This window comes from Curvibacter fontanus, from assembly GCF_054780335.1.
On the sequence record NZ_BAAGWN010000016.1, the window covers coordinates 119,511 to 139,189 of the forward strand.

Annotated in this window: 18 protein-coding genes and 1 pseudogene; 6 read left to right on the forward strand and 13 right to left on the reverse strand. The window is 61.6% G+C overall.

Annotated features, from left to right (window positions below; translation table 11 throughout):
- Positions 1 to 397: 397 nt before the first annotated feature.
- Genes ACYVH8_RS11590 through ACYVH8_RS11600 form a run of 3 tightly spaced genes read right to left on the reverse strand, consistent with a single transcriptional unit; the run spans position 398 to position 3,383 of the window.
- Positions 398 to 1,357 (reverse strand): PDR/VanB family oxidoreductase, encoded by a 960-nt coding sequence (locus tag ACYVH8_RS11590; protein ID WP_174252906.1) that lies wholly within the window; start codon positions 1,355 to 1,357, stop codon positions 398 to 400.
- A gap of 42 nt (positions 1,358 to 1,399) precedes the next feature.
- Positions 1,400 to 2,389, reverse strand: coding sequence for a PhnD/SsuA/transferrin family substrate-binding protein (locus tag ACYVH8_RS11595; protein WP_174252905.1), 990 nt, complete (start codon positions 2,387 to 2,389; stop codon positions 1,400 to 1,402).
- Positions 2,390 to 2,405: 16 nt separating this feature from the next.
- On the reverse strand, positions 2,406 to 3,383 hold the full coding sequence (locus ACYVH8_RS11600; RefSeq protein WP_174252904.1) for a Bug family tripartite tricarboxylate transporter substrate binding protein: 978 nt from the start codon (positions 3,381 to 3,383) through the stop codon (positions 2,406 to 2,408).
- Between the two features lie 95 nt (positions 3,384 to 3,478).
- On the opposite strand from ACYVH8_RS11600, the gene ACYVH8_RS11605 reads away from it, so the two are divergent.
- The 4 genes from ACYVH8_RS11605 (at position 3,479) to ACYVH8_RS11620 (ending at position 7,581) form a co-directional block, all read left to right on the forward strand.
- Entirely contained in the window at positions 3,479 to 4,765 is a 1,287-nt protein-coding gene (locus ACYVH8_RS11605; RefSeq protein WP_174252903.1) for an aromatic ring-hydroxylating dioxygenase subunit alpha, read from the forward strand.
- Positions 4,766 to 4,886: 121 nt separating this feature from the next.
- Positions 4,887 to 5,903, forward strand: a complete 1,017-nt coding sequence (locus tag ACYVH8_RS11610) for a zinc-dependent alcohol dehydrogenase (protein ID WP_254606868.1) — start codon at positions 4,887 to 4,889, stop codon at positions 5,901 to 5,903.
- A complete protein-coding gene (locus ACYVH8_RS11615; RefSeq protein ID WP_174252901.1) occupies positions 5,900 to 6,691 on the forward strand; it encodes an IclR family transcriptional regulator in 792 nt (263 codons plus the stop codon). The genes ACYVH8_RS11610 and ACYVH8_RS11615 overlap by 4 nt, the downstream gene beginning before the upstream one ends.
- A 26-nt stretch (positions 6,692 to 6,717) precedes the next feature.
- Positions 6,718 to 7,581 (forward strand): CobW family GTP-binding protein, encoded by an 864-nt coding sequence (locus ACYVH8_RS11620; RefSeq protein WP_460488992.1) that lies wholly within the window; start codon positions 6,718 to 6,720, stop codon positions 7,579 to 7,581.
- Positions 7,582 to 7,639: 58 nt separating this feature from the next.
- On the opposite strand, the gene ACYVH8_RS11625 is transcribed toward ACYVH8_RS11620, so the two are convergent.
- The 5 genes from ACYVH8_RS11625 to ACYVH8_RS11645 are packed head-to-tail and all read right to left on the reverse strand — an operon-like array spanning position 7,640 to position 12,348.
- Entirely contained in the window at positions 7,640 to 8,671 is a 1,032-nt protein-coding gene (locus ACYVH8_RS11625) for a 2Fe-2S iron-sulfur cluster-binding protein (RefSeq protein ID WP_174252899.1), read from the reverse strand.
- Between the two features lie 8 nt (positions 8,672 to 8,679).
- Positions 8,680 to 9,636 (reverse strand): PdxA family dehydrogenase, encoded by a 957-nt coding sequence (locus ACYVH8_RS11630; RefSeq protein ID WP_254606867.1) that lies wholly within the window; start codon positions 9,634 to 9,636, stop codon positions 8,680 to 8,682.
- A complete protein-coding gene (locus ACYVH8_RS11635; protein WP_174252898.1) occupies positions 9,633 to 10,106 on the reverse strand; it encodes an aromatic-ring-hydroxylating dioxygenase subunit beta in 474 nt (157 codons plus the stop codon). The genes ACYVH8_RS11630 and ACYVH8_RS11635 overlap by 4 nt, the downstream gene beginning before the upstream one ends.
- 11 nt (positions 10,107 to 10,117) lie before the next feature.
- A complete protein-coding gene (locus tag ACYVH8_RS11640) occupies positions 10,118 to 11,356 on the reverse strand; it encodes an aromatic ring-hydroxylating dioxygenase subunit alpha (RefSeq protein WP_174252897.1) in 1,239 nt (412 codons plus the stop codon).
- 35 nt (positions 11,357 to 11,391) lie between these two features.
- On the reverse strand, positions 11,392 to 12,348 hold the full coding sequence (locus tag ACYVH8_RS11645) for a Bug family tripartite tricarboxylate transporter substrate binding protein (protein ID WP_254606866.1): 957 nt from the start codon (positions 12,346 to 12,348) through the stop codon (positions 11,392 to 11,394).
- Positions 12,349 to 12,507: 159 nt separating this feature from the next.
- Between ACYVH8_RS11645 and ACYVH8_RS11650 the strand changes: the two genes are divergently transcribed.
- Entirely contained in the window at positions 12,508 to 13,290 is a 783-nt protein-coding gene (locus tag ACYVH8_RS11650) for an IclR family transcriptional regulator domain-containing protein (RefSeq protein WP_174252896.1), read from the forward strand.
- A gap of 114 nt (positions 13,291 to 13,404) precedes the next feature.
- Here ACYVH8_RS11650 and ACYVH8_RS11655 read toward each other — a convergent pair whose 3' ends face one another.
- Genes ACYVH8_RS11655 through ACYVH8_RS11670 form a run of 4 tightly spaced genes read right to left on the reverse strand, consistent with a single transcriptional unit; the run spans position 13,405 to position 17,505 of the window.
- A complete protein-coding gene (locus ACYVH8_RS11655) occupies positions 13,405 to 14,385 on the reverse strand; it encodes a PDR/VanB family oxidoreductase (RefSeq protein ID WP_174252895.1) in 981 nt (326 codons plus the stop codon).
- Positions 14,386 to 14,430: 45 nt separating this feature from the next.
- Positions 14,431 to 15,216 (reverse strand): SDR family NAD(P)-dependent oxidoreductase, encoded by a 786-nt coding sequence (locus ACYVH8_RS11660; RefSeq protein ID WP_371733798.1) that lies wholly within the window; start codon positions 15,214 to 15,216, stop codon positions 14,431 to 14,433.
- Complete coding sequence (locus tag ACYVH8_RS11665; RefSeq protein WP_174252894.1) at positions 15,213 to 16,196, reverse strand: Bug family tripartite tricarboxylate transporter substrate binding protein; 984 nt, start codon at positions 16,194 to 16,196, stop codon at positions 15,213 to 15,215. The genes ACYVH8_RS11660 and ACYVH8_RS11665 overlap by 4 nt, the downstream gene beginning before the upstream one ends.
- A gap of 34 nt (positions 16,197 to 16,230) precedes the next feature.
- Positions 16,231 to 17,505, reverse strand: a complete 1,275-nt coding sequence (locus tag ACYVH8_RS11670; protein ID WP_174252893.1) for an aromatic ring-hydroxylating dioxygenase subunit alpha — start codon at positions 17,503 to 17,505, stop codon at positions 16,231 to 16,233.
- A gap of 223 nt (positions 17,506 to 17,728) precedes the next feature.
- Here ACYVH8_RS11670 and ACYVH8_RS11675 point away from each other — a divergent pair, with 223 nt between their 5' ends.
- A complete protein-coding gene (locus tag ACYVH8_RS11675) occupies positions 17,729 to 18,487 on the forward strand; it encodes an IclR family transcriptional regulator (RefSeq protein WP_174254255.1) in 759 nt (252 codons plus the stop codon).
- A 195-nt stretch (positions 18,488 to 18,682) separates the two neighbouring features.
- Here the strand turns inward: ACYVH8_RS11675 and ACYVH8_RS11680 are convergent.
- Positions 18,683 to 18,958: pseudogene (locus tag ACYVH8_RS11680) on the reverse strand (IS21 family transposase); the annotation flags it as partial.
- Positions 18,959 to 19,679: the final 721 nt, after the last annotated feature.

The following is a 19,679-nucleotide window of genomic DNA, read 5'->3' on the forward strand; positions in this document are numbered from 1 at the left end:
CCAATGACTGCTGTCGCTGGTACCAGTCATTGAGCAGCTCGCAGAATGGCCGGCCGCTTCAGAGCGCGAAGCGGCCGTTCAAGGCACTTTTTGCCGCAGATGGTCATGACGGCCCTACTTGGACCAGCGGGTGGCCGCTATCGCGGTCCACGAACTGGTGCTGCCGTCCCGAAGGGGACACTCTCCGGCCACGGAAGCAACTGCTCAACGTGTGAGGCTTAGATGAGTCAGCCACCTGAGCCCTTTTCGACGCCAACGGCCAAGTGCTGACCACCGATCAGAACCAGACGTCGTGGATCGAGGCGTTCGCTTCAGCGACGGGCTTCAACTTTCCGATCCAGCCACGCCCAATTAATGATCCTCGGTCCCTTAGCCGTACTGGCGTCGGCATCAACACCTAGAGATCAAGGGATAGGACACGCGAAGACGAGCCCGAGCAGCAAGTAATGATGACATCTCCTGCCGCACGCTCTTCATCCGTCAGGCAGTCATCTCGGTGGTCTGGAGTGCCGCTCACAACTTTGACCTTACATGTTCCACAGATTCCCTGCGTGCAGGCGAAGGGGGCATTGATTCCGGCATCCAATAAGACGTCAAGGATGGATTTGCCTTGCGGGACAGGCAGTGTCCGACCGGTTCGTATCAATTGCACATCAAACCCTCCATCAACGGCTGCCTCCTGACTTGAGTTGAATCGCTCGTAGTGAACGCAGTTGGAAAGACGGCGTTGAGTGTTGACAATGAAGGCATCGATCAGCCCGCTGGGGCCGCAACAGTAGAGGTGTGCCCCTGCCGGGGTGGACTGGATGACGCTCTCCAAGTCCATCCGCCTGCCTGTGTCGCCAGTCACATGCTTCAGAACTGTTCCGAATCCTTTGCTTGCAAGTCTGTCCAAGCTTTCCAGGAATGGCATATGCGTCTGGCGGCGCGCGGAATAGTGCAGGTCCCATGTGCGCCCGAGTTCGTTCAGGCGTTCTGCCATAGACAAGAACGGGGTGATGCCGATCCCTCCGGCAATGAACACGCTATGCTGAGCATTCTCGATCAGGGCAAAGTCGTTGACGGGCGGCGAGATTTGAATCCGGGCGCCGACACGCGCTGTGTCGTGGAACCAGGCAGAGCCGCCGCGGCTGTCATTTTCGCGCTTGATGGCAATCCGGTAGTAGTGCGGTCTAGACGAGGCAAGCAGTAGTGAATAGGATCGTTGCAGTCCCCCAGGAATTTCGATGTCGACATGTGCACCTGCGCCATACGGAGGCAAGAAATCGGTGTCAAGCGGGACCAGGTCAAAGGAAGCTGTGTCTGGGCTTTCCAGCCGGATTTGATTGATCTGTACGGGAATTTTGTCAAGATGCATACGATTCGACGTTGCTCGTTTGAGTCGGAATGTGAGGCGAAATTAGATTGAGTAGGTCTCGTAGGTGGCGGGGTGGAACAGTTCCTCCACCGCCATGAGCCGCTTCGACAGGCCTTGGGCGTGGTGGTGTCGGACAAAGGTCTCCAGCGTCTTGCGCGCCGCCTGCACGCCGTAGGACCAATAGTCCTCGCCCAAAGATTCGCGTGCCGCCTTCAGCTGCTCTTCCACGAAGGGCAGGGTCACCTTGGTGGCCGAAGTGTCGGACAGCAGCTCCAGCGCCTCCGCCTTGGACGCCGTGAAAGCTTTCACGACCGCCGCGGGCAGCCAGGGATGGGCCTGCGCCAGTTCCTTGCGGATGCCCACCACATGCATGATGGGAAACACCCCGGTGCGGCGGTAGTAGTCCTTGGCCTCGGCCGTGGGGTCGTCGAACAGCCAGCCGATGTTCGGGTTGCGCAGGGCCACGCGGTTGGGCGGGCGCGGCCCGATGAAACCGTCGATCTCGCCACGGTCCAGCAGTTCCGAGATGGTGCTGCCTTCGGGCGCGGCTTCCACCTTCACGCCCGGCGGCAATTGCAGCGTTATCTTCTCCGGCCGTCCCGGCGTGTCGATGCCGCCGCGCACCCAGGTGATGTCCTCGGGCCGCACGCCATAGTCATCCTGCAGGATGGCACGGGCCCAGACATTGGCCGTGAGCTGGTATTCGGGCAGGCCCACGCGCCGGCCCTTGAGGTCGGCCGGGTGCTTGATGCGGTCCTTGCGCACATAGATCGAGGTGTGGCGAAACGCGCGCGACAGGAACACCGGTACCGCGATGTAGGGACAATCCCCCTGCGAGTGCTTGACCAGGTAGCTGGAGAAGGACAGTTCGGCGATGTCGAAGTCGCGGCTGCGCATGGCCCGGAAAAACATCTCCTCCGGGTTGAGCAGCATGTAGACCGGGTCGACGCCGTCGATCTGGACCCGGCCGTCATAGAGCGCGCGGGTGCGGTCGTAGTCGCCCATGGCGACGGAAAGTTGTAGTTTGGTCATGGTTGCGAGATCCCGTTCAGGGGCTTTTCGGTCTTTCGATCGACTGCACCAACGGCGTCCAGCGCTGGATCTCACTGTCGACGAAGCGCGTGAAGGTGTCGGCGTCCCAGTCTTGCGTCTCCATGCCTTCAAAGCCCATCTGCTTCTGTGCGGCCTCGGTCTTCAAGTTGTGACGCACTTCTTCATTGATCTTTTTGACCAGCGCTGGCGACATGCCTGGCGGGCCGGACAGGGCGAACCATGTCGTGGCCGTGAGGGCGGGGTAACCCAGTTCGGTGAAGGTGGGTACGTTGGGCATATCAGCCAGGCGCTTGCTGGCCGTAACCGCCAAGGCTTTGAGCTTTCCGCTCGCGATGAATGCATTGGCCGAAGAGTAGGTTACGAAGGCCGCCGGAATCTGGCCGCTCACCAGATCTGTCACGGCCGGGGCCGCACCCCTGTAACTGATGTGCGTCTGCTGCACCTTGGTTTGCTTGGCGAACAATTCGCCTATCAGGTGGCCGTGTGTGCCCTGTCCAGGAGAGCCCCAGCTCAAGCCTTCCTTCATCCTTTGCGCATGGGTAATCAGCTCGTTGAGAGTGTTTACTGGGAGCGACGGATGAACTACCAAGACAGTAGGCGGTCCGCCCAACAGTGCGATATGCGTGAAATCTTTCATCGGATTGAAGGCCTTGATGCCGATCGGCGCAATGACATGCGAGCCGATGCCCGATACCACCAGGCTATAGCCGTCTGGTTGGGCTTTGACCACCATAGCTGAGCCGATGGTGCCGCCACCGCCACCCTTGTTCTCGACTACAAAAGTCTGCTTTAGAGATGACTGTAGTTGTTGAGCGATCATGCGCCCCAGCGTATCCGCGGAGCCGCCCGGGGCGTAGGGAACGACGACGCGAACTGGCTTGCTGGGCCAGTCGCCGTTTTTGGGTTGGGCCTGAGCCAGAGCGAAGGTTGAGAGCCCGATAAGCGCGACGATGGGGAAAAGTTTCCTGATCACTGATGTCTCCTGTGGGTTGCAGAATTGTTTGACGGTATGGTATCGTTGTTCCTCCAAAAGGAAAATCATTCTTCTATACGGAACAGGAGATCAGAATGTTGAACAAGGAACAAAACGAACTCGTAACCCGGACGGATGCGGGCACGCCCATGGGTGAGCTCTTCCGTCGCTACTGGCTGCCGGCGCTCCTGTCCGAGGAGCTGCCCGCGCCCGACTGCGCGCCGGTGCGCGTCCAGCTGCTGGGCGAACGCCTGATCGCCATCCGCGATACGCAGGGCCGGCTTGGCGTGATGGACGAGTTCTGCGCGCACCGCGGGGTCTCGCTCTGGTTCGGCCGCAACGAGGAGAACGGCCTGCGCTGCCCGTACCACGGCTGGAAGTTCGACGTCAACGGCCAGTGCGTGGACGTGCCCTCGGAACCGGAGGGCAGCCGCCTGTGCGACAAGGTCAAGCTCAAGTCCTATCCGCTGATCGAGCGCGGCGGCGTGATCTGGATCTACATGGGCCCGCCCGAGCACCAGCCGCCGGCGCCCGAGTGGGAATTTGCCACCGTGCCCGCCGAGCAGAGCTTCATGTCCAAGCGGCTGCAGGAATGCAACTGGCTGCAGGCGCTCGAAGGCGGCATCGATTCCAGCCACGTCTCCTTCCTGCATCGCGGCGGCCTGAGCCGTGACCCGCTCTTCAAGGGCGCCAAGGGCAATGACTACAACATGCAGGACCTGCGGCCGCAGTTCGAAGTGGTCGACGCCGAGGGCGGGCTGCTGATCGGGGCGCGCCGCAAGGCCGAGGCCGGCAAGCTGTACTGGCGCATCACGCCCTGGATCATGCCCTGCTTCACCATGGTGCCGCCGCGCGGCGATCATCCGGTGCATGGTCATTTCTGGGTGCCGATCGACGACGAGAACTGCTGGGCCTGGAGCTTCGACTACCATCCCACGCGCGCGCTCAGCACGACCGAGCGCCAGGCCATGCAGGAGGGCCACGGCATCCATTGCAAGTACGTGCCCGGCACTTACATTCCCCTGGCCAACAAGTCGAACGATTACCTGATGGACCGCGAGAAGCAGCGCTCCGGCGAACTCTACAGCGGCATCGAAGGCATTGCCGTGCAGGACTCCTCCCTGCAGGAAAGCATGGGGCCAATCCAGAACCGCACCCGCGAGCATCTCACCGGGACGGACCGCGGCATTGTGCAAGCACGCCGTCGTCTGATGGCCGCGGCGACGGCGCTGGCCGAGCGCGGGACGCCCCCGCCTGGCACCGAACCACGGGTCCAGAAGGTGCGCTCCGTGGCGATCGTTCTGCCTGAAGGCCAGCCCTTCCATGAGGCGGCGAAAGATGCGTTGCGGGCTGAGCCTAACAAGCCGCACGACTCGGTATGAGTACAACGCCATACCCGATGACTGTCACCGAGGGCATTCGATGAAGGCGGCGGTTGCAATTGCGCCTGGAACTACGGAGATCCGCGACATTGAGGTGCCGCCTCCGGATGCTGCATCCGGCGTGCTGCGCGTAGCCAGCACGGGAGTCTGCGGCAGCGACTGGGGCTATTACCAGAACCTGCCTCAGGCGCGCGGCCCACTGATCCTGGGCCATGAGACCGTGGGCCATGTCGAGCAGATCGGCGCATTCGCGGCCCGGCACTGGAACGTGAAAGAAGGCGATCTGGTCGCGCTGGAGGAGTACCTGCCCTGCGGCCATTGCGAGTACTGCCGCTCGGGCGAGTTCCGGCTGTGCAATGCCACCGACTGGCGCTTGGGCGGGCTGCGCTACGGCGCCACCGGGCTGTCGGTGGCGCCCGGCCTGTGGGGCGGTTTTGCGCAGCAGCAGCACCTGCACTTCAACACGGTGTTCCACCATGTGCCGCCCGGTGTCTCGGCACGCCACGCGGCCCTGGCCCTGCCCCTGTCCAATGGCATCGAGTGGACCTATCTGCAGGGCGGCGCCGGGCCGGGGCAGACGGTGCTGATCCAGGGGCCCGGCCAGCAAGGCCTGGCCTGCGTGGTGGCTGCGCGCGAGGCGGGGGCCGAGCAGATCATCCTCACCGGCCTGGGCAGCGAGACCGACCGCCAGCGCATGGTGCTGGCCCGGCAGCTGGGCGCGCACCACACCATCGACATCGAGGCGCAGGACCTGCTGGAGACCGTGGCCGACCTTACCGGCGGGCGCATGGCCGACCTGGTGATCGACTGCGCGGCCGGCGGGCCTGCCTCGGTGCTCAGCGCGATCGAGCTGGCGCGCAAGCGCGGCCGTGTCATCTTGGGCGGACAGAAGCGGCAGAAGATCCCGGCCTTCGACAGCGACCGCATCATCGCCAACTTCCTGACCGTCAAGGGCATGCGCGGGCATTCCTACGAGTCGGTGGAACTGGCGCTGCAGCTCATCGGCGGCAATCGCCATAATGTCACCTCCATGAGCACCCACACCTTCAGCCTGCAGGAAACCGACCTGGCCTTGCGCTCTCTGGTCGGACAAGGGGTGGAAGGTCCCATCCACATGACCATCGAGCCCCAACGGTGACGACCCCGGACCCGGACAGCCCGTCGCGCCGCCTCTCGTCTGTCGGCGGCGCACTGCGCCTGCTTAAGACCTTCACCCCGGAAGAGCCGGAGCTGGGCATCACGGCCCTGGCCAAACGCCTGGGCGTGGCCAAGAGCACGGCTCACCGGCTGGCCAGCACGCTGGTGGCCGAAGGTTTTCTGGAACAGAACCCGGTCGATGGCCGCTACCGGCTCGGACTACTGCTGTTTTCTCTGGGTGCCCAGGTACGCCGGCGCATGGACGTGTCGGAGCAGGCGGTGCCGCACCTGCACGCGCTGAGCACCCAAAGCGGCGAGACGGTGCACCTGGCGGTGCTGCACGACGCCGAAATCCTCTACCTGCGCAACATCGACAGTCCCCACGCCATCCGCACCCGCTCCTACCTCGGTGTACGCATGCCGGCGTATTGCACCAGCGAAGGGCGGGCCCTGCTGGCCTACAGCCCGCCACTGGTGGTGGCCCACATCATGCGGGCCAAACTGCAGCCGCGCACCGAGCACACGGTGACCGACAAGGCCAAGCTCACGAAAATCCTGGCGCAGGTGCGTGAAAGCGGTTATGCCATCGACGACGAGGAGTCTGAAGACGGCATGCGCGGCGTGGCAGCACCGATCTTCGATGCCAGTGGCGCGGTGGTGGCCGCCGTGGGACTGGCCGGGCCCGCGCAGCGGGTCAGCAAGACCGGCTTGCGCAAATTCTCCGCCCTGGTGGTGCAAGCCGGCCACGCCATTTCTGCCCGCCTGGGTCATCAGCCTGGCTACAAATGACCAGCCGCCGGACCCCTGTCTGGATCGTGACCGGCTACCTGGGCAGCGGCAAGACCACGCTATTGAAACGCTGGCTGCGCGATCCTGCGCTGGCCGATGCCGCGCTGGTGGTGAACGAGATCGGCGAGATCGGTTTTGACGACCGCCTGCTGGCCAGCGCCATGGACAGCGCCATGCTGCTGTCCAACAGCTGCGTCTGCTGCACCGGCCTGCCCGGGCTGGAAGAGGCGCTCACCGAACTCTGGTGGGACCGCCTGCACCGGCGACGCCCGGCGTTTTCTTCCGTGCTGATCGAGACAACCGGCCTGGCTGATCCCCGGCCGATCATCGCTGCGTTTGAAACAGTACCCTTCTTGCGCGAGCGCTATCGGCTGGCCGGCGTGCTGACCACCGCCAGTGCGCCGGCCGGTCTGGCCCTGATCGAGGCGCAGCCTGAAGCGCGCGCGCAGATCGAGGCGGCCGATGCGGTGATCATCACCAAAGTCGATCGGGCATCCGGCGCATTCTTGGCTAACGCACTGAATCGATTGAATCCGCACGCAGGCATCGCAGAGTCGGCCCAAGCGTCACTAGCGTGGTCGCAGGTCCAAGCGCTTGTCTCCGGCCTGGCCGGTTCTACGAAGCCATCGCCGCGTGGCGCGGACGGGCACCATCACCATGCTGAAGCTAGTTTTATTCCGCTCGCAAATCCCATGTCAACACCGGCCTTGAAGGCCCAAGTAGATGCATTGTGCGATGGAGCGTTACTGAGGCTGAAAGGGGTCGTGGCACTGGAAGATGGTCAGCACCATGCGGTTCAGTGGGCTTCAGGCGACACAGACATCGCCCTCACACCCTATGTTGGCAGTTTGCCACCGCTCGGTCTCACCTGTATCAAGGGCAATAGATAGACGGGTTGTTCGACTGCGCTGCTGCCGGCTCCGTGGACTCGGCTTCGCTGACTCTCAATCAGATCTTCTCCGTGACATTTCGTGGAGCATGACTAACGAACGCGTCACAAAAGAATCTGTCCTCGGGAAGCCCAATCTGCTCAACGCAGACACGTCGTAACGCCGCCACCATAGCCGGCGCTCCGCAGGCGTAGACATCGTGGCTGGACAGGTCAACATGGTCGGCAAGCAGAGCCTCGTGGACCAAGCCGGTGCGGCCGGGCCACGTACCTGCGGGGGCATCGCTGACCACCGGCACGTAATGCAATCCCGGCAGTATCTGCTGCCATTTGGTTATCACCTCCGACGCGTATAGTCCCTCCACTTGCCGCGAGCCCCAGTACAGCACCAGCGGACGGCTGATCTTGCGCCGCACCATGTGGTCGATGATGGACTTGATAGGGGCGAAACCGGTGCCCCCGGCTACCATGATCAGCGGTCGTTCACCATCCTCGCGCAGCCAGAAGTCGCCGTGCGGCAGTTCGAGCTGCAGCAGGTCGCCAGCCTTGAGGCCGGGCAGAACACCCATGCTGAAGTGGCCACCCGGTACGTGACGAATATGCAACTGCACGCCGTCGCTTTCATGCGGGGCGTTGGCCATGGAAAAGGAGCGGCGCTGGCCGTCAGGCAGGATCACCTGCAGGTACTGGCCGGCCTGGAACTTGGCGCGCTGGCCGGCGGCAAAACGCAGCTGCAGCACGGTCACATCGCTGGCCGGCTGTGTGATGCGGAATATCTTGGCCGGCAATATCTTGCGGGCATGGGGGTCGACGCGCTGCCAACTGCGCGGGCGGATCAACAGGTCGCTGGCGGCCTGGGCATGGCAGAAAAGGTGCTCGTTGTCGGCGTGGATGCCGGCCTCGGCACTGCCGCCGGCGGTGCCGGGCACCAACTGGCCTTCGAGTACCACGCCGCGACAGTTGCCGCACACGCCCTTGCGGCAGGAGTATGGCAGTTCGATGCCGTTACGCACGGCGGCGTCGAGCACGGTTTCGCCGTGCTCGCAGGAGAAGGCGATTTCGCTGCCGTCGATCTTGATCTGATGCGTCATTCAAATATTCAAAGAGGTACCGGCACGGCGGCGAGCCGCGCGACGGTATGGATCATGGCCCTTGCGTCGGCGATGCCTTGTCCGGCGATATCCATGGCACAGCCATGGCCCACGCTGGAGAGGATCACATCGGCGCCGATGGACAGGGCGCTGGCCTGCTTGGGACTCAGCAGCTTGACCGGGATATGGCCCTGGTCATGCAGCATGGCGACATAGAGGTCGTGGCGACGATCCGCCAGCAAGGCATCGGCACCCACGGGACCGTCCACTTGCAGGCCGGTCGCACGCAGACGCTCAGCGGCAGGTCGGGTGATGCGCTCGTCCGCATCGCCGAACAAGCCGTTCTCACCGGCATGTGGATTGATGCCAAACAGGCCAATGCGCGGTGCTGCCACGCCCAAGCGCTGCATGGCGCGCACCCCAGCCCGCGTGGCCTGCTCGACCAGCTCGGGACTGAGTCGGTCCAGAGCGTGCTGCACGCTCTCGTGCAAGGTGGCATGCACGATGTGCAGGCCACCCCCGACCAACAGCAGGAATACGCTGTCTTCGGGCTGCCCACAGACGCGTGCGACCAGTGAGGGGTAACCGGAAAAGGCAATGCCGGCCAGGTGCACGGCCGTCTCGTGGTGCGGCGCGGCGACCACGGCGTCGAACTCGCCGCGCCGTGCGGCCGCGATGGCAGCACTGGCCGCAGCGATCATGGCGGCACCGGCTTCGGCACAGACCTGCCCCGGCACAAAGGTGCTGCTGACCCCCGCCTCAGTCGGAACGACCGCGCAGGCGTCCAGCAGGGGGCCGAGTCCCAGCTGGGACGCCGTGCGTTGGAGCACCGCCTGGGGTCCGAACAACGTGATCTGCACGTCATCGCGTCCGGCATAGGCGGCAACGGTCTTGAGGGCGATTTCCGGCCCGATACCGTTCGGATCGCCGACAGGCAGCGCGATGCGGACGACCTTCCGGCTCACAGCGGCACGGCCAGCAAGGTGTCGATCCGGCTGCTGTCGCACACCACGATGCGGCTTTGCAGGCGTAGCGTATCGGTGCCCGTGTCGTACACGTCGTGGTAGACCCCCGTGCAGTACAGACTGGTCTCTCCGTCGTGCATGATGCGCGCCACCATGAAGGGAGTTTCGGCACTGGCCGTCTTCGCCTGGCTGTCCGTGACGAAGGGCAAGCCGACGATGTGCCGGTAGCTGTGCCGCTCGTAGATGTTGGCGTGGCGCAGGGCGGAGATGCGGTCCTGCAGCATGGCGCGGTTGCTGGCCCAGATCAGGCCGGCGGCCAGACCGTCGCGCTGGTTGTCAGCGGTGGTGACGGTGTACTGGCATTGCGGCAGGAAGAAGTCCGGCCAGCTCTCGAGTTCATTGTTGTCGATGCAGCGGATGTAGGCAGCCTGAAAAGCCGCGATCTTTTCGCGTAGGGTAGCGGTGTCCATCAATCTGGCTCCTAGATGTCCATGAGGCGGCGGTAGAGTTTCCAGAAGCCCCGCACCGAGGCTTCTGTCACCCGTGACGGGCTCGACGAGGTGCTGTCGCCTCCCATTTCGATCACGGCCTGATCTTCACCAGCCGCTGCAATGCCGCGCTGCACGAAGCCGCCGACCGCGCCGTCTTCCATGGAAACGAAGCCGGCCGGGCCAATCAGGTTGGCCTGCTTGAGGCGTACGTTGCGTTGTTCGCTTGTGTCGTCGGCGTAACCGAGGTAGGTCCAGTTCAGATCCGTCTTTTCCACGCTGCGCGGCAGTACCTGGCGGATGGCCAGGCAGTTCTGGATCTGCTGCAGCACGAAGCCCGGAAAGACCGAGAGGATCTGCAGCGTGATGCCGTCCTCGAATTCCTTGAAGCCCGCCAGCAGCGTCGGGTCGGCCAGCTTGTAGCCTTCCTGGTCGGAGCGCAGGCCCTGTTCCTGGTACTGCTTGCCGGCCTCGGCCTGCGGTGCATCCACCATCGAATAGCTGACGTGGTGTCCGCCTGACTCGCTCACGATGACCGCGCCGCGTTGCGACAGGCGGTTGAGGCGGAAGGTGGTGAAGAACAGGTGCAGCAGGCTGGCATGGTAGCTGTCCTTGACGTTCTCGAAGTAGAGCTTCCAGTTGTTGGGGAGCGCCTGCGTGAAGCGCCCGATCACCTCCACGGGCTTGTGCAGCACCCGCTCGATACGCGCGCAGATCTCGGGGCCGAGGTAGTCCTCGATGCCGTCCACCTCGTCGCTGAAGCTGCCGAACACCAGGCCGCAGAAGGTGGCGATGCGAAGCTTGCGCGGCGAATGGTCTTCCTTGCAGAAGGTGGCCGGCATGCCGCCGGCGCCATTGAGGCCGGCCTCAAAGGCCACGCCCTTGAGCGAGCCCTGCAGATCGTAGGTCCAGGCATGGTAGACGCACTGAAAGTCTTTGGCCGTGCCGGCCTTTTCCAGGCAGATCAGCGCGCCGCGGTGGCTGCAGCGGTTTTCGAAGGCGTAGATCTCGCCATCGTTGTCGCGCGCCACGACGATGGGCGCCCGCCCGACGAAGGTCGTGCGGTAACTACCCGGCTCCGGAAGCTCGGCTTCCAGGCAAAGGTAATTCCAGGCCGGTCCTTCGTAGACACGCTTCTGCTCCTGTTCGAGAACATCCTGGTTTTGGTAGACAGCGTAGGGCACGCGGGTGTGCTGCCCCCGCACCCACTGGATGGGGTGAATCTGGCTCATGATGGTTACCTTGCGTTGGGGGATCTGCGCGTCGATCAGTCGACCGTGACGTGAGCGTCCTTGATGACCTTGGCCCAGCGTATGGCTTCGCTGTGCATGAAACGGCCCATTTCTTCGGGCGTGTTGCCGATGACTTCGGCGCCCTGCTCGGCGAAGCGCGACTGGACATCAGGCTGATTGAGCGCTTCGACCAGGGCGTTGTTGAGAGATTTCACCGCGGCAGCCGGGGTGCCAGGCGGTGCGACAACCGCGAACCAGGTCACCGCCTGCATGCCCGGTAGACCGGCTTCGGCGAAACTCGGCACTTCTTTGACAGCCGGCGAGCGCTTGCTGTCGGCCACGGCGAAGATGCGTATCTTTCCGCCTTTGTGGAGCGGGGCGGAGGCGCCGAGATTGTCAAAGAAGACGTCGACCTGACCGCCGGCAAGGTCGGTCAGCGCCGGTGCCGTGCCCTTGTAGGGAATGTGGGTCATCTGTGTCCCGGTGAGCAGCTGGAACAGATTGGCCGTCAAGTGCGAGGTCGATCCGTTGCCCTGCGAGGCATAGGACACCTTGCCGGGGTTGGCCTTGAGGTAGGCAATGAACTCCTGCACATTTTTCACCGGCAACTGGTTGCTGACGGCCAGGACGTTGGGCACGGCGGCCAGCACGGTCACCGGCACCCACTTGGTGGCGTCGTAGGGCAGTTTGGGGTAGAGGCTTTGATTGATCACAAGGGGGCCGGGCGGCGCAACCAGCAAGGTGTGGCCGTCCGGTTCGGATTTGGCGACGATATCGGCGCCGATATTGCCGCCGGCGCCCGGCTTGTTTTCCACGATCACGCCGGCCGGAAAGCGGTGGCGTATTTTTTCGGCCAGGATGCGCGGTAGCACGTCGGCTGTGCCCCCCGCGGGGAAGGGCACGATCAGGCGGATCGGCTTGCTCGGAAAGTCGGCGGCGTGAAGGCTGGTCCAGGCGAAAGCGGCGCACAGCCAAATCATCAGTTGTCTCAAGTCTCTTCTCCTCGGGTAATGACTGTCCGGATGAACCAGACGGATGGCGAAAACAGGGGGGAAGTGTGTGGCTCCGGCCTCAGTTTGATAAAGTCAATTTTGCGAATAGCGCAAAATTGGTGAAATTCTTTTGACCACCATCAATGCAGAATCGATGCGATGGACACACACCCTCCAGTTCCACTTGTCAATGACAAGGACCTGATCGCCGGCCTGGCCAAAGGCTTGCGTCTGATCGAGGCCTTTGATGAAATGCACTCCCGACTGACCTCGTCCGAGGCAGCTCGCCGAGTCGGCATAAGCCCGGCTGCGGCCCGACGTTGCCTACTGACTCTGTGCCAGGGCGGCTACGCCCAGACCGACGGCAAGCGCTTCTGGTTGAACCACGGAATACTGCGGCTGTCCTACGCCTACTCGGCATCCACTCGTCTACCGCGCCTTCTGCAGCCCACTCTGGACGCCTTGAGCGAACGCACACGTGAGTCGGCATCCGTGGCCGTTCTGCACGGGACGGAAGTCATGGTCGCCGCGCGATCGACGGCCCGTAAAAGTCTGACCGTAGGTCTGGGGGTGGGGTCGCGCCTTCCTCTGCACTGCTCGGCCACCGGCCGTGTGCTTCTAAGTTCGCGTCCAGCGGCGGAGTTTGAGATCCTCTTCAATGCCATGTCTCTGCACAGGTTGACTCCACACACTCTCACGGACCCGATTCGTCTGCGCAAGCTGCTCAAGGCCTGCGCCGAAAATGGCTATGCATTAAGTAACGAGGAAATTGAAATAGGGGTCAGGTCGATCGCTGTCCCTCTGTACAACATGGGGGGCCTGGTTGTCGGCGCTCTGAGTCTTTCCAGTCGCGCCGACCGCATGACCGCAAGTGAAATGGCCGAGCAATTGCTGCCAGCCATGCTTCGTAGCCAGGCGTGGGTACGCTCAAGGTTGTCCTGAAGTCAACAGGTTGTCCTTCGCCCTAAGCGGCATTCATAGTAGTGAGCGCGACAGCGTATCCGGATTCGGGTTCGGCTTTTCAAAAAAATAGAAGCTCGCCAAATCCAGGCCTCTTTACGCATCCAGTACCAATGTTCCAGATCGACAACTCGAAACGCAGATCATCATCGATTTGTTAGCCGCACGTTCTTCCTTGGTCAAGATACTGTCTCGGTGTTCGACGTCGCCCGATAAAACGCGTGTTTCGCAGGCGCCGCACAGCCCTTCCCGACAGCTGGACTCAACCTTGCAGCCAGCGGTCTGTAATGCGTCAAGCAGAGTCGAGTCTGACGGAACGTGAATTGTCTTGTTAGACCTTCGCAACTCAACCCAGTACCCTTCTTGGTCGACGGCTCGGCCCTTTGGCAAATCAGCAGCGGCGAAGCGTTCCATGTGAAAATTTTTGTAGCCTAGCTGAACGCACGCCTTTTCATAGGCTTCCAGCATCCGCCCTGGCCCGCAACTGTAAAAGTGAGTGTCCGGCGGAAAGTTGCTGAGCAATCGAGTGATGTTGGGCGGAGCGCCGTTTTCATCATCGAAATGGAAAAATGTAGTGATGGAATTCTTCTTGCTTCTAGTGACCAGTTCCGTGATTTCGGTCATAAATGCGGCATCCAGTCGACTACGCGCGCAGTAGATAAGATGGACTTGTTGCTTAAGCGCCGAAAGGCGCTTAAGCATGGCAACAAGAGGGGTGATGCCTATACCTCCCGCAAGTAGAACACTCAGTCTTGCGTCTTCATGGAGGTGAAAGTGATTCCGCGGCACGCTTGTCGCAATGAATTGTCCAACTCGCAGCTGCTCATGCACGTAGCGCGATCCACCACGGCTTGCTCGATCTTTGAGAACGGCCACCACGTACCGGTTGGACTCGCCAGGGTTGGTTAGGGAGTAGCTTCTTACAAGTCCGGTGTCCAGATGAAGATCGATGTGGGCGCCGGCCTCCACACTTGGAAAGACGACCTCGGGCGTGGCAGGGCGAAGCTCAACACTGATGATGTCGCGTGCCTCATATCGGATATTGAAGACAAGTGCTTGGAGGAGGTGTGAGGGCATGACGAGCGCGCGCCACAAAGATGGAGCCGGCAAGGCCCCATCGAGTTACATGATATGAAGGCCACCGTCAACCATCAGGGTGGTCCCGGTGATGAAAGATGCCTCGCGGGACGCCAACCAAAGGATGGGCCAGGCAATTTCCTCCGGACTAGCCCACCGGCCGATCAGCGAAGTGTCCTTACGCTCTGTCCGGAGTTGCTCCACGGATTTGCCTGTCTGCTGTGCACGCCCGACGTGAAAGTCGGTCAGCGTCGAGCCCGGGCATATCGCATTGGCACGGACACCATACTCGGCCTCCTCGAAGGCCAGCGTGCGGGTATAGGCCAGTTGCGCCGCCTTGGTCGCATCGTACAGGGCCATGCCCTTGCGGCCAGTTACGGCATAGCACGATGAGACATTGACGATACTGCCTTCCCCCGAAGCTCGTAGGTACTTCAGCGCGGCCTGACAGTAATTGGAGATACCCACCAAATTGACGCCCACTATGGCCTGCCATTCAGCTGGTGTGACCGCCGCCGTGGCGCTGTAGTTGCGCATGGCGGCGTTGTTCACCAGAATGTCCAGGCCACCGAACTGCGCTACTGTTGACTGCACCGCAGCAAGTGCTGCCGCCGTATCAGAGACATCCGCTGTGGCGCTGGCCACGCGTGCCTGTGGCACGGCCTGGCGGATAGCCTCGCAGGTGCGCTGCAATGCTTCGGCGTTGGCGTCGACCAGCAGAACGGACGCGCCTTCCTGCGCAAAACATTTGGCGGCAGCCGCGCCAATGCCGGAACCTCCACCCGTGATCAAGGCGGTCTTGCCTCCCAAGCGTGCTTGACCCATACTCATTCTGCCTTTGCGCCGGTATCTTTGATGACCTTCCCCCAACGCCCGATCTCGGTGCGGATCCAGTCGCTGAACTGCTTGGGGCTGGAGGCCACGATATCGAATTCCATCTCGATCAACCGCTTTCTGATGTCAGGCTGGTTGAGAATCTTGACGATCTCGCGGTTGTAGCGCTCGATGATGGGTGCCGGCGTGCCGCCCGGGGCCAGAAAACCGATCCAGGAGGTGGCTTCGAAATCCTTGTAACCCGACTCGACAAGCGTTGGAATATCTGGCGTGCTTCCAAAACGCTTACTGCCAGAGGTGGCCAGCAGGTGCAGACGTCCTTCCTTGACGAATTGCTGCACATTGCCTGGCACGAAAAAGCCGGCCTGGATGTTGCCTGCAATCAGGTCCGTGACGGCCGGACCGGCACCCCGATAAGGTATGTGCGTCATGTGGAAGCCCGCGGCCGACTTCAACATCTCCATCGTCAGGTGCGAGGCGCTACCCAGAGCAACCGAGCCATAGGAGTACTGGCTCGGTGCAGCCTTGGCTTTGGCTACCAAGTCCTTCACGCTGGTGATGCCGGTGGCGGGGTTGACCACCAGATACTGTGGTGCCTTCACGGCCAGCGTGATGGGAGCCAAGTCCTTGAGCGGGTCGTAGGGCATTTTCTCGAACAACGTGACGTTGATCGCCAGAGGTCCGTTGTAGCCCACCAGCAAGGTATGGCCATCCGGCGCGGATCTGACGACCTCGTTGGCACCGATATTGCCGCCCGCGCCGGGCTTGTTCTCTACCACCACAGGCTGGCCCAGCGCTTCCTGCAGCTTGGGTGCGACCAGGCGAGCCAGCACGTCGTTGGTGCTGCCGGTAATGGGTACAACGATGCGCACCGGCTTGCTGGGCGACCAGTCGGCGCCAGCGCTTTGGGCCCACGCCGATACGGACGCGCAGACATAGAACACGGCTACAGCGATGAACCGTTTGAGATTTTTCATTTTGTCTCCTTTGTTTATTGAGGTTCGGTCGGCATCAGAGGCTGAAAACCGGCTTGCTGATTCCGTCGGCAAGGTTCTCTCGCGCCCATTCGACTGGGTCTTGCCCCTTGGGCAGTAGCACGCCGGCCGGACGCACCCGCTGCTGGCTTGCGTCCAGCGCCGGCGGATTCTGACCTTCTTCTAGGCCGAGCGCCGCTTCTTGCAGCATGCGCCGTGCCATGACGATCGCCTTGTCGGTCGGCAGCAGGTGCTCGGCCTCGTGGTTCTGGATCGTCCCCATGCTTTCCTGCAGCGAGTAGTCCTGCGCAGCGAAGCCGAAGATACCGCTGTAGGCGCGCTTTTCCTTCTGGGCGACACGGTCCATCATGTAATCGTTGTCGCTGTTGGCTTTGGGGATGAAGCTGCCCGGTGCCTCGTACTCCACGTGGATGCCCTTGCCGGCCTCCATTGCCGAACGCTCCTCTGCTGACAGGGGCCGGCCGGGTTGCCAGTTGATGCTCCAGGCCCAGCAGCTGTGATCGTCGATCGGCACCCAGACATGACCGCCCAGCGCATGCCCGCCAAAAGGGGCAATCAGCGTGAACCACGGGAACAGCCACTGCGTGACACGCCAGTAATACGAGTCAGGCTCGCCGTTGCGGCGGCCGAACAGGCTCAAGCCGAAAGGCGTCTTTTCGATCTCGAACACCACATTGCCATCGGCCTTGATGTAGTCAAGCGCCTTGACGCCCTGGTGCATCGGGTCCGAATCCACTTCGAAGCTGTGCACGTACGAGACGTGCGCGGTGTCGATGCCGCCCTCCATCGCCTGCAGGTAATTCGAATATTGCAGCCGCTTGGAGACGAACACATGGTCTGCAGGCAGCGTGCACCATTCGAGTTCCGGCGGTGCCGGCTGCTTGTCGGCCGGGCCCATGTAGGTCCAGACGATGCCGCCGCGCTCGATGCAGGGATAGGCCTTGATGTGCATGCGCTCGCAGGCTTGTGGCGACGACGGCACGTCCACACACTTGCCATCGCCGTCGAACTTGACGCCATGGTAGGCGCAGCGAATGCCGTTTTCCTCATTGCGGCCGAAATACAGCGAGACGCCGCGGTGTGAGCAGAACTCGTCGATCAGACGGGCCTTGCCATCGCTGTCGCGGAAAGCCAGCAGTTTCTCGCCCAGCAGCTGGACACGCACCTGGGGGCCGTCGGGATCGGCAATCTCGCTCGATTGCAGGGCAGGGACCCAGTAGCGGCGCATCAGGTTGCCCATGGGGGTGCCGGGGCCGACACGGGTAAGCGTTTCAGACATTTCCTTGTTCATGAGTGCGGTCTCCTTCGGTTGTGAAAGCCGGCATTTCCGTAAAAAATGCCGATCCTTTGATGTCCATCAGATAAGAACAGTGTCCATTGTACGGACTATTTGAGCTATGTCAAACGCTTTCTCAAGAAAACCTCCAGCCACCGCCGTTGCCTGGTTCTGCCCGGGATACGATGCGGCCTCTGCCCGTCATTCGAAGGAAAGTGGATTGGCCCAGACTGAAAAAATGAGCGACAGCGTCCGTGCGGTGGACCGCGCGCTGGACATCCTCATGGCGTTTACCGCCACCGATTACGAACTCTCAGTCGCTGAACTGCTCAAGCGCGTCGATCTGAGTCGGCCCACGCTATATCGCCTGCTGCACACGCTGGAGCAGAGCGGCTTTGTGATATCGGTCGGAGAACCGCAAAAATTCCGACTGGGTCCGTCCGTAGCTCATCTGGCACATGTGTGGACGTCCAGTCTGGACATCAGCGCGCTGGCACAGCCCGTCATGCGCCGAATCTGGGAACAGACTGGAGAGACGGTGGCCTTGTTTGTTCCGCAGGGGGCCTATCGTCTTTGCATTGCTGAACTGCCAAGCGCCCAACCCTTGAGTTTCAAACGAGGAGCAGGCTATCAAGAACGCATCCTGTTGGGCGCCAGTGGGCGAGCCATCCTGGCTTATGCGGTGAACGATGCGAGCGAATTGAAGAGCTATGCAACCGGTTCCCCGATTGATCTGACGCGGTATCCCGCTGAACTCGCGCAAATTCGCAAGCGTGGTTACGCCATCAGCAAGGATGAATTAATTGAGGGTGCGGTCGCAGTGGCCGCCCCGTTTTTCAATGGCGCAGGCAGGGTGGCGGGGTCAATTGGCGTATTCGGTCCCAGTGCCAGGTTGCATGCAGCACAGATCGAGGCTTATGGCTTGCTACTGTTGCAGGAAGCCAAGGTTTTGTCCAAGGCGTTGGGCCATGTCCCATCTGACATTAGCTCCAAATAGGATATTCCAGCTTTAGTCGTAGGCACGTACTTGGATTTCATGCAGTCTGCCTCAGGTTCGTGATTTCTCTCGTGAAGTCGCAAACTGCCATATAGCGCTCGCATGCGGTGTGGCTTGGTAGTATGAAATAGCGCTGCCGGCCAAGAGCTGGGTGCCGTCATCCAGTCGTGTTTGTACTATGACCGCTTCCCACTGCACACAAGCCGTTGATGTGTAGATCTGCTTCAGATTGCGCCGCTGTTTCCGCGATTTTGTTGCCTCGATTCCTAGCCAGGTGGTCAGCTTCTCGGCGTAGGGATCGAGCTTGCTTGGGCTGACCCGCTTTGCGTATGTGGGCTCGGTCTCGTCGGACCGCAGGTACTTCTTCACCGTGTTGCGAGCCAGGCCTGTACGCCTGGAGATCTCGCGGATGGACATCTGTTCTCGCAGTGCCCAACGTCTGATGACATTCAATGTCGCCACGTCTATCACTCCTAATTTCCCCCTGCATTTAAAACTAGCAGGGTAGGGCCTACGTGGGTCAACTTTGGATGGAAATCACTGTCCTAAGTGGGTCAGATTTCGGCGGAATTCAACACGCCATCCGTAACCTAGCCACTAAAGGGCGATCGCCCCAGCAAATATTCGAATCGGTGGGCGCAAGGAACCTCGAGCAGGTCCAGCGCGTCCTCCAGGGCAAGACATATAAGCGCATTCAGCCATCAGCAGAGGAGTGACTCGCGATGCGGGCAAACGCAGTGGAAGCACCGGCGAGTGCAATGATCGGCTGAATGTCGTTGGGTGATCGTCACCAGTGAGCGACCGGTCTCTTGGACGGGGGAGTAGCCGCTTCGGGTCGAGAGTGCCGGTTGGAAATCGGGGCAGTAGTCGTTCACGATGACGTTGCGATGCAGCATACGGTCGGTGTCGGCTCTTCCTATGAAACCGGCCGTCGGATCGGCCAGGGCTCGTGCACCCGAATGACTGCTGCAGGGAAGAAACCGTGACTTGTCGGCACGGCCGCGACCGACGGCAATCGCTGCACACCAGTCGGTAGTGGTGGCAATGTCAGTTCAAGGCTGATTGCGTTCTTTCGCAACGGACAACCCACTGATCGCAATCAGCCCGAAGTGGTCAACCGACTCGAGAAACCGAGAGACCATTTTTAACCGGCGGCTAATGTTTGCTTTCACGGAAGGGCATGTATCTGCGA

What these genes read in the sequence shown, in the direction of transcription:
- ACYVH8_RS11590 (WP_174252906.1), bottom strand. Translation starts at nt 1,357, where the DNA reads ATGCATCTTGACAAAATTCCCGTACAGATCAATCAAATCCGGCTGGAA.
- ACYVH8_RS11595 (WP_174252905.1), bottom strand. Translation starts at nt 2,389, where the DNA reads ATGACCAAACTACAACTTTCCGTCGCCATGGGCGACTACGACCGCACC.
- ACYVH8_RS11605 (WP_174252903.1), top strand. Translation starts at nt 3,479, where the DNA reads ATGTTGAACAAGGAACAAAACGAACTCGTAACCCGGACGGATGCGGGC.
- ACYVH8_RS11625 (WP_174252899.1), bottom strand. Translation starts at nt 8,671, where the DNA reads ATGACGCATCAGATCAAGATCGACGGCAGCGAAATCGCCTTCTCCTGC.
- ACYVH8_RS11635 (WP_174252898.1), bottom strand. Translation starts at nt 10,106, where the DNA reads ATGGACACCGCTACCCTACGCGAAAAGATCGCGGCTTTTCAGGCTGCC.
- ACYVH8_RS11640 (WP_174252897.1), bottom strand. Translation starts at nt 11,356, where the DNA reads ATGAGCCAGATTCACCCCATCCAGTGGGTGCGGGGGCAGCACACCCGC.
- ACYVH8_RS11650 (WP_174252896.1), top strand. Translation starts at nt 12,508, where the DNA reads ATGGACACACACCCTCCAGTTCCACTTGTCAATGACAAGGACCTGATC.
- ACYVH8_RS11655 (WP_174252895.1), bottom strand. Translation starts at nt 14,385, where the DNA reads ATGCCCTCACACCTCCTCCAAGCACTTGTCTTCAATATCCGATATGAG.
- ACYVH8_RS11660 (WP_371733798.1), bottom strand. Translation starts at nt 15,216, where the DNA reads ATGAGTATGGGTCAAGCACGCTTGGGAGGCAAGACCGCCTTGATCACG.
- ACYVH8_RS11665 (WP_174252894.1), bottom strand. Translation starts at nt 16,196, where the DNA reads ATGAAAAATCTCAAACGGTTCATCGCTGTAGCCGTGTTCTATGTCTGC.
- ACYVH8_RS11670 (WP_174252893.1), bottom strand. Translation starts at nt 17,505, where the DNA reads ATGAACAAGGAAATGTCTGAAACGCTTACCCGTGTCGGCCCCGGCACC.
- ACYVH8_RS11675 (WP_174254255.1), top strand. Translation starts at nt 17,729, where the DNA reads ATGAGCGACAGCGTCCGTGCGGTGGACCGCGCGCTGGACATCCTCATG.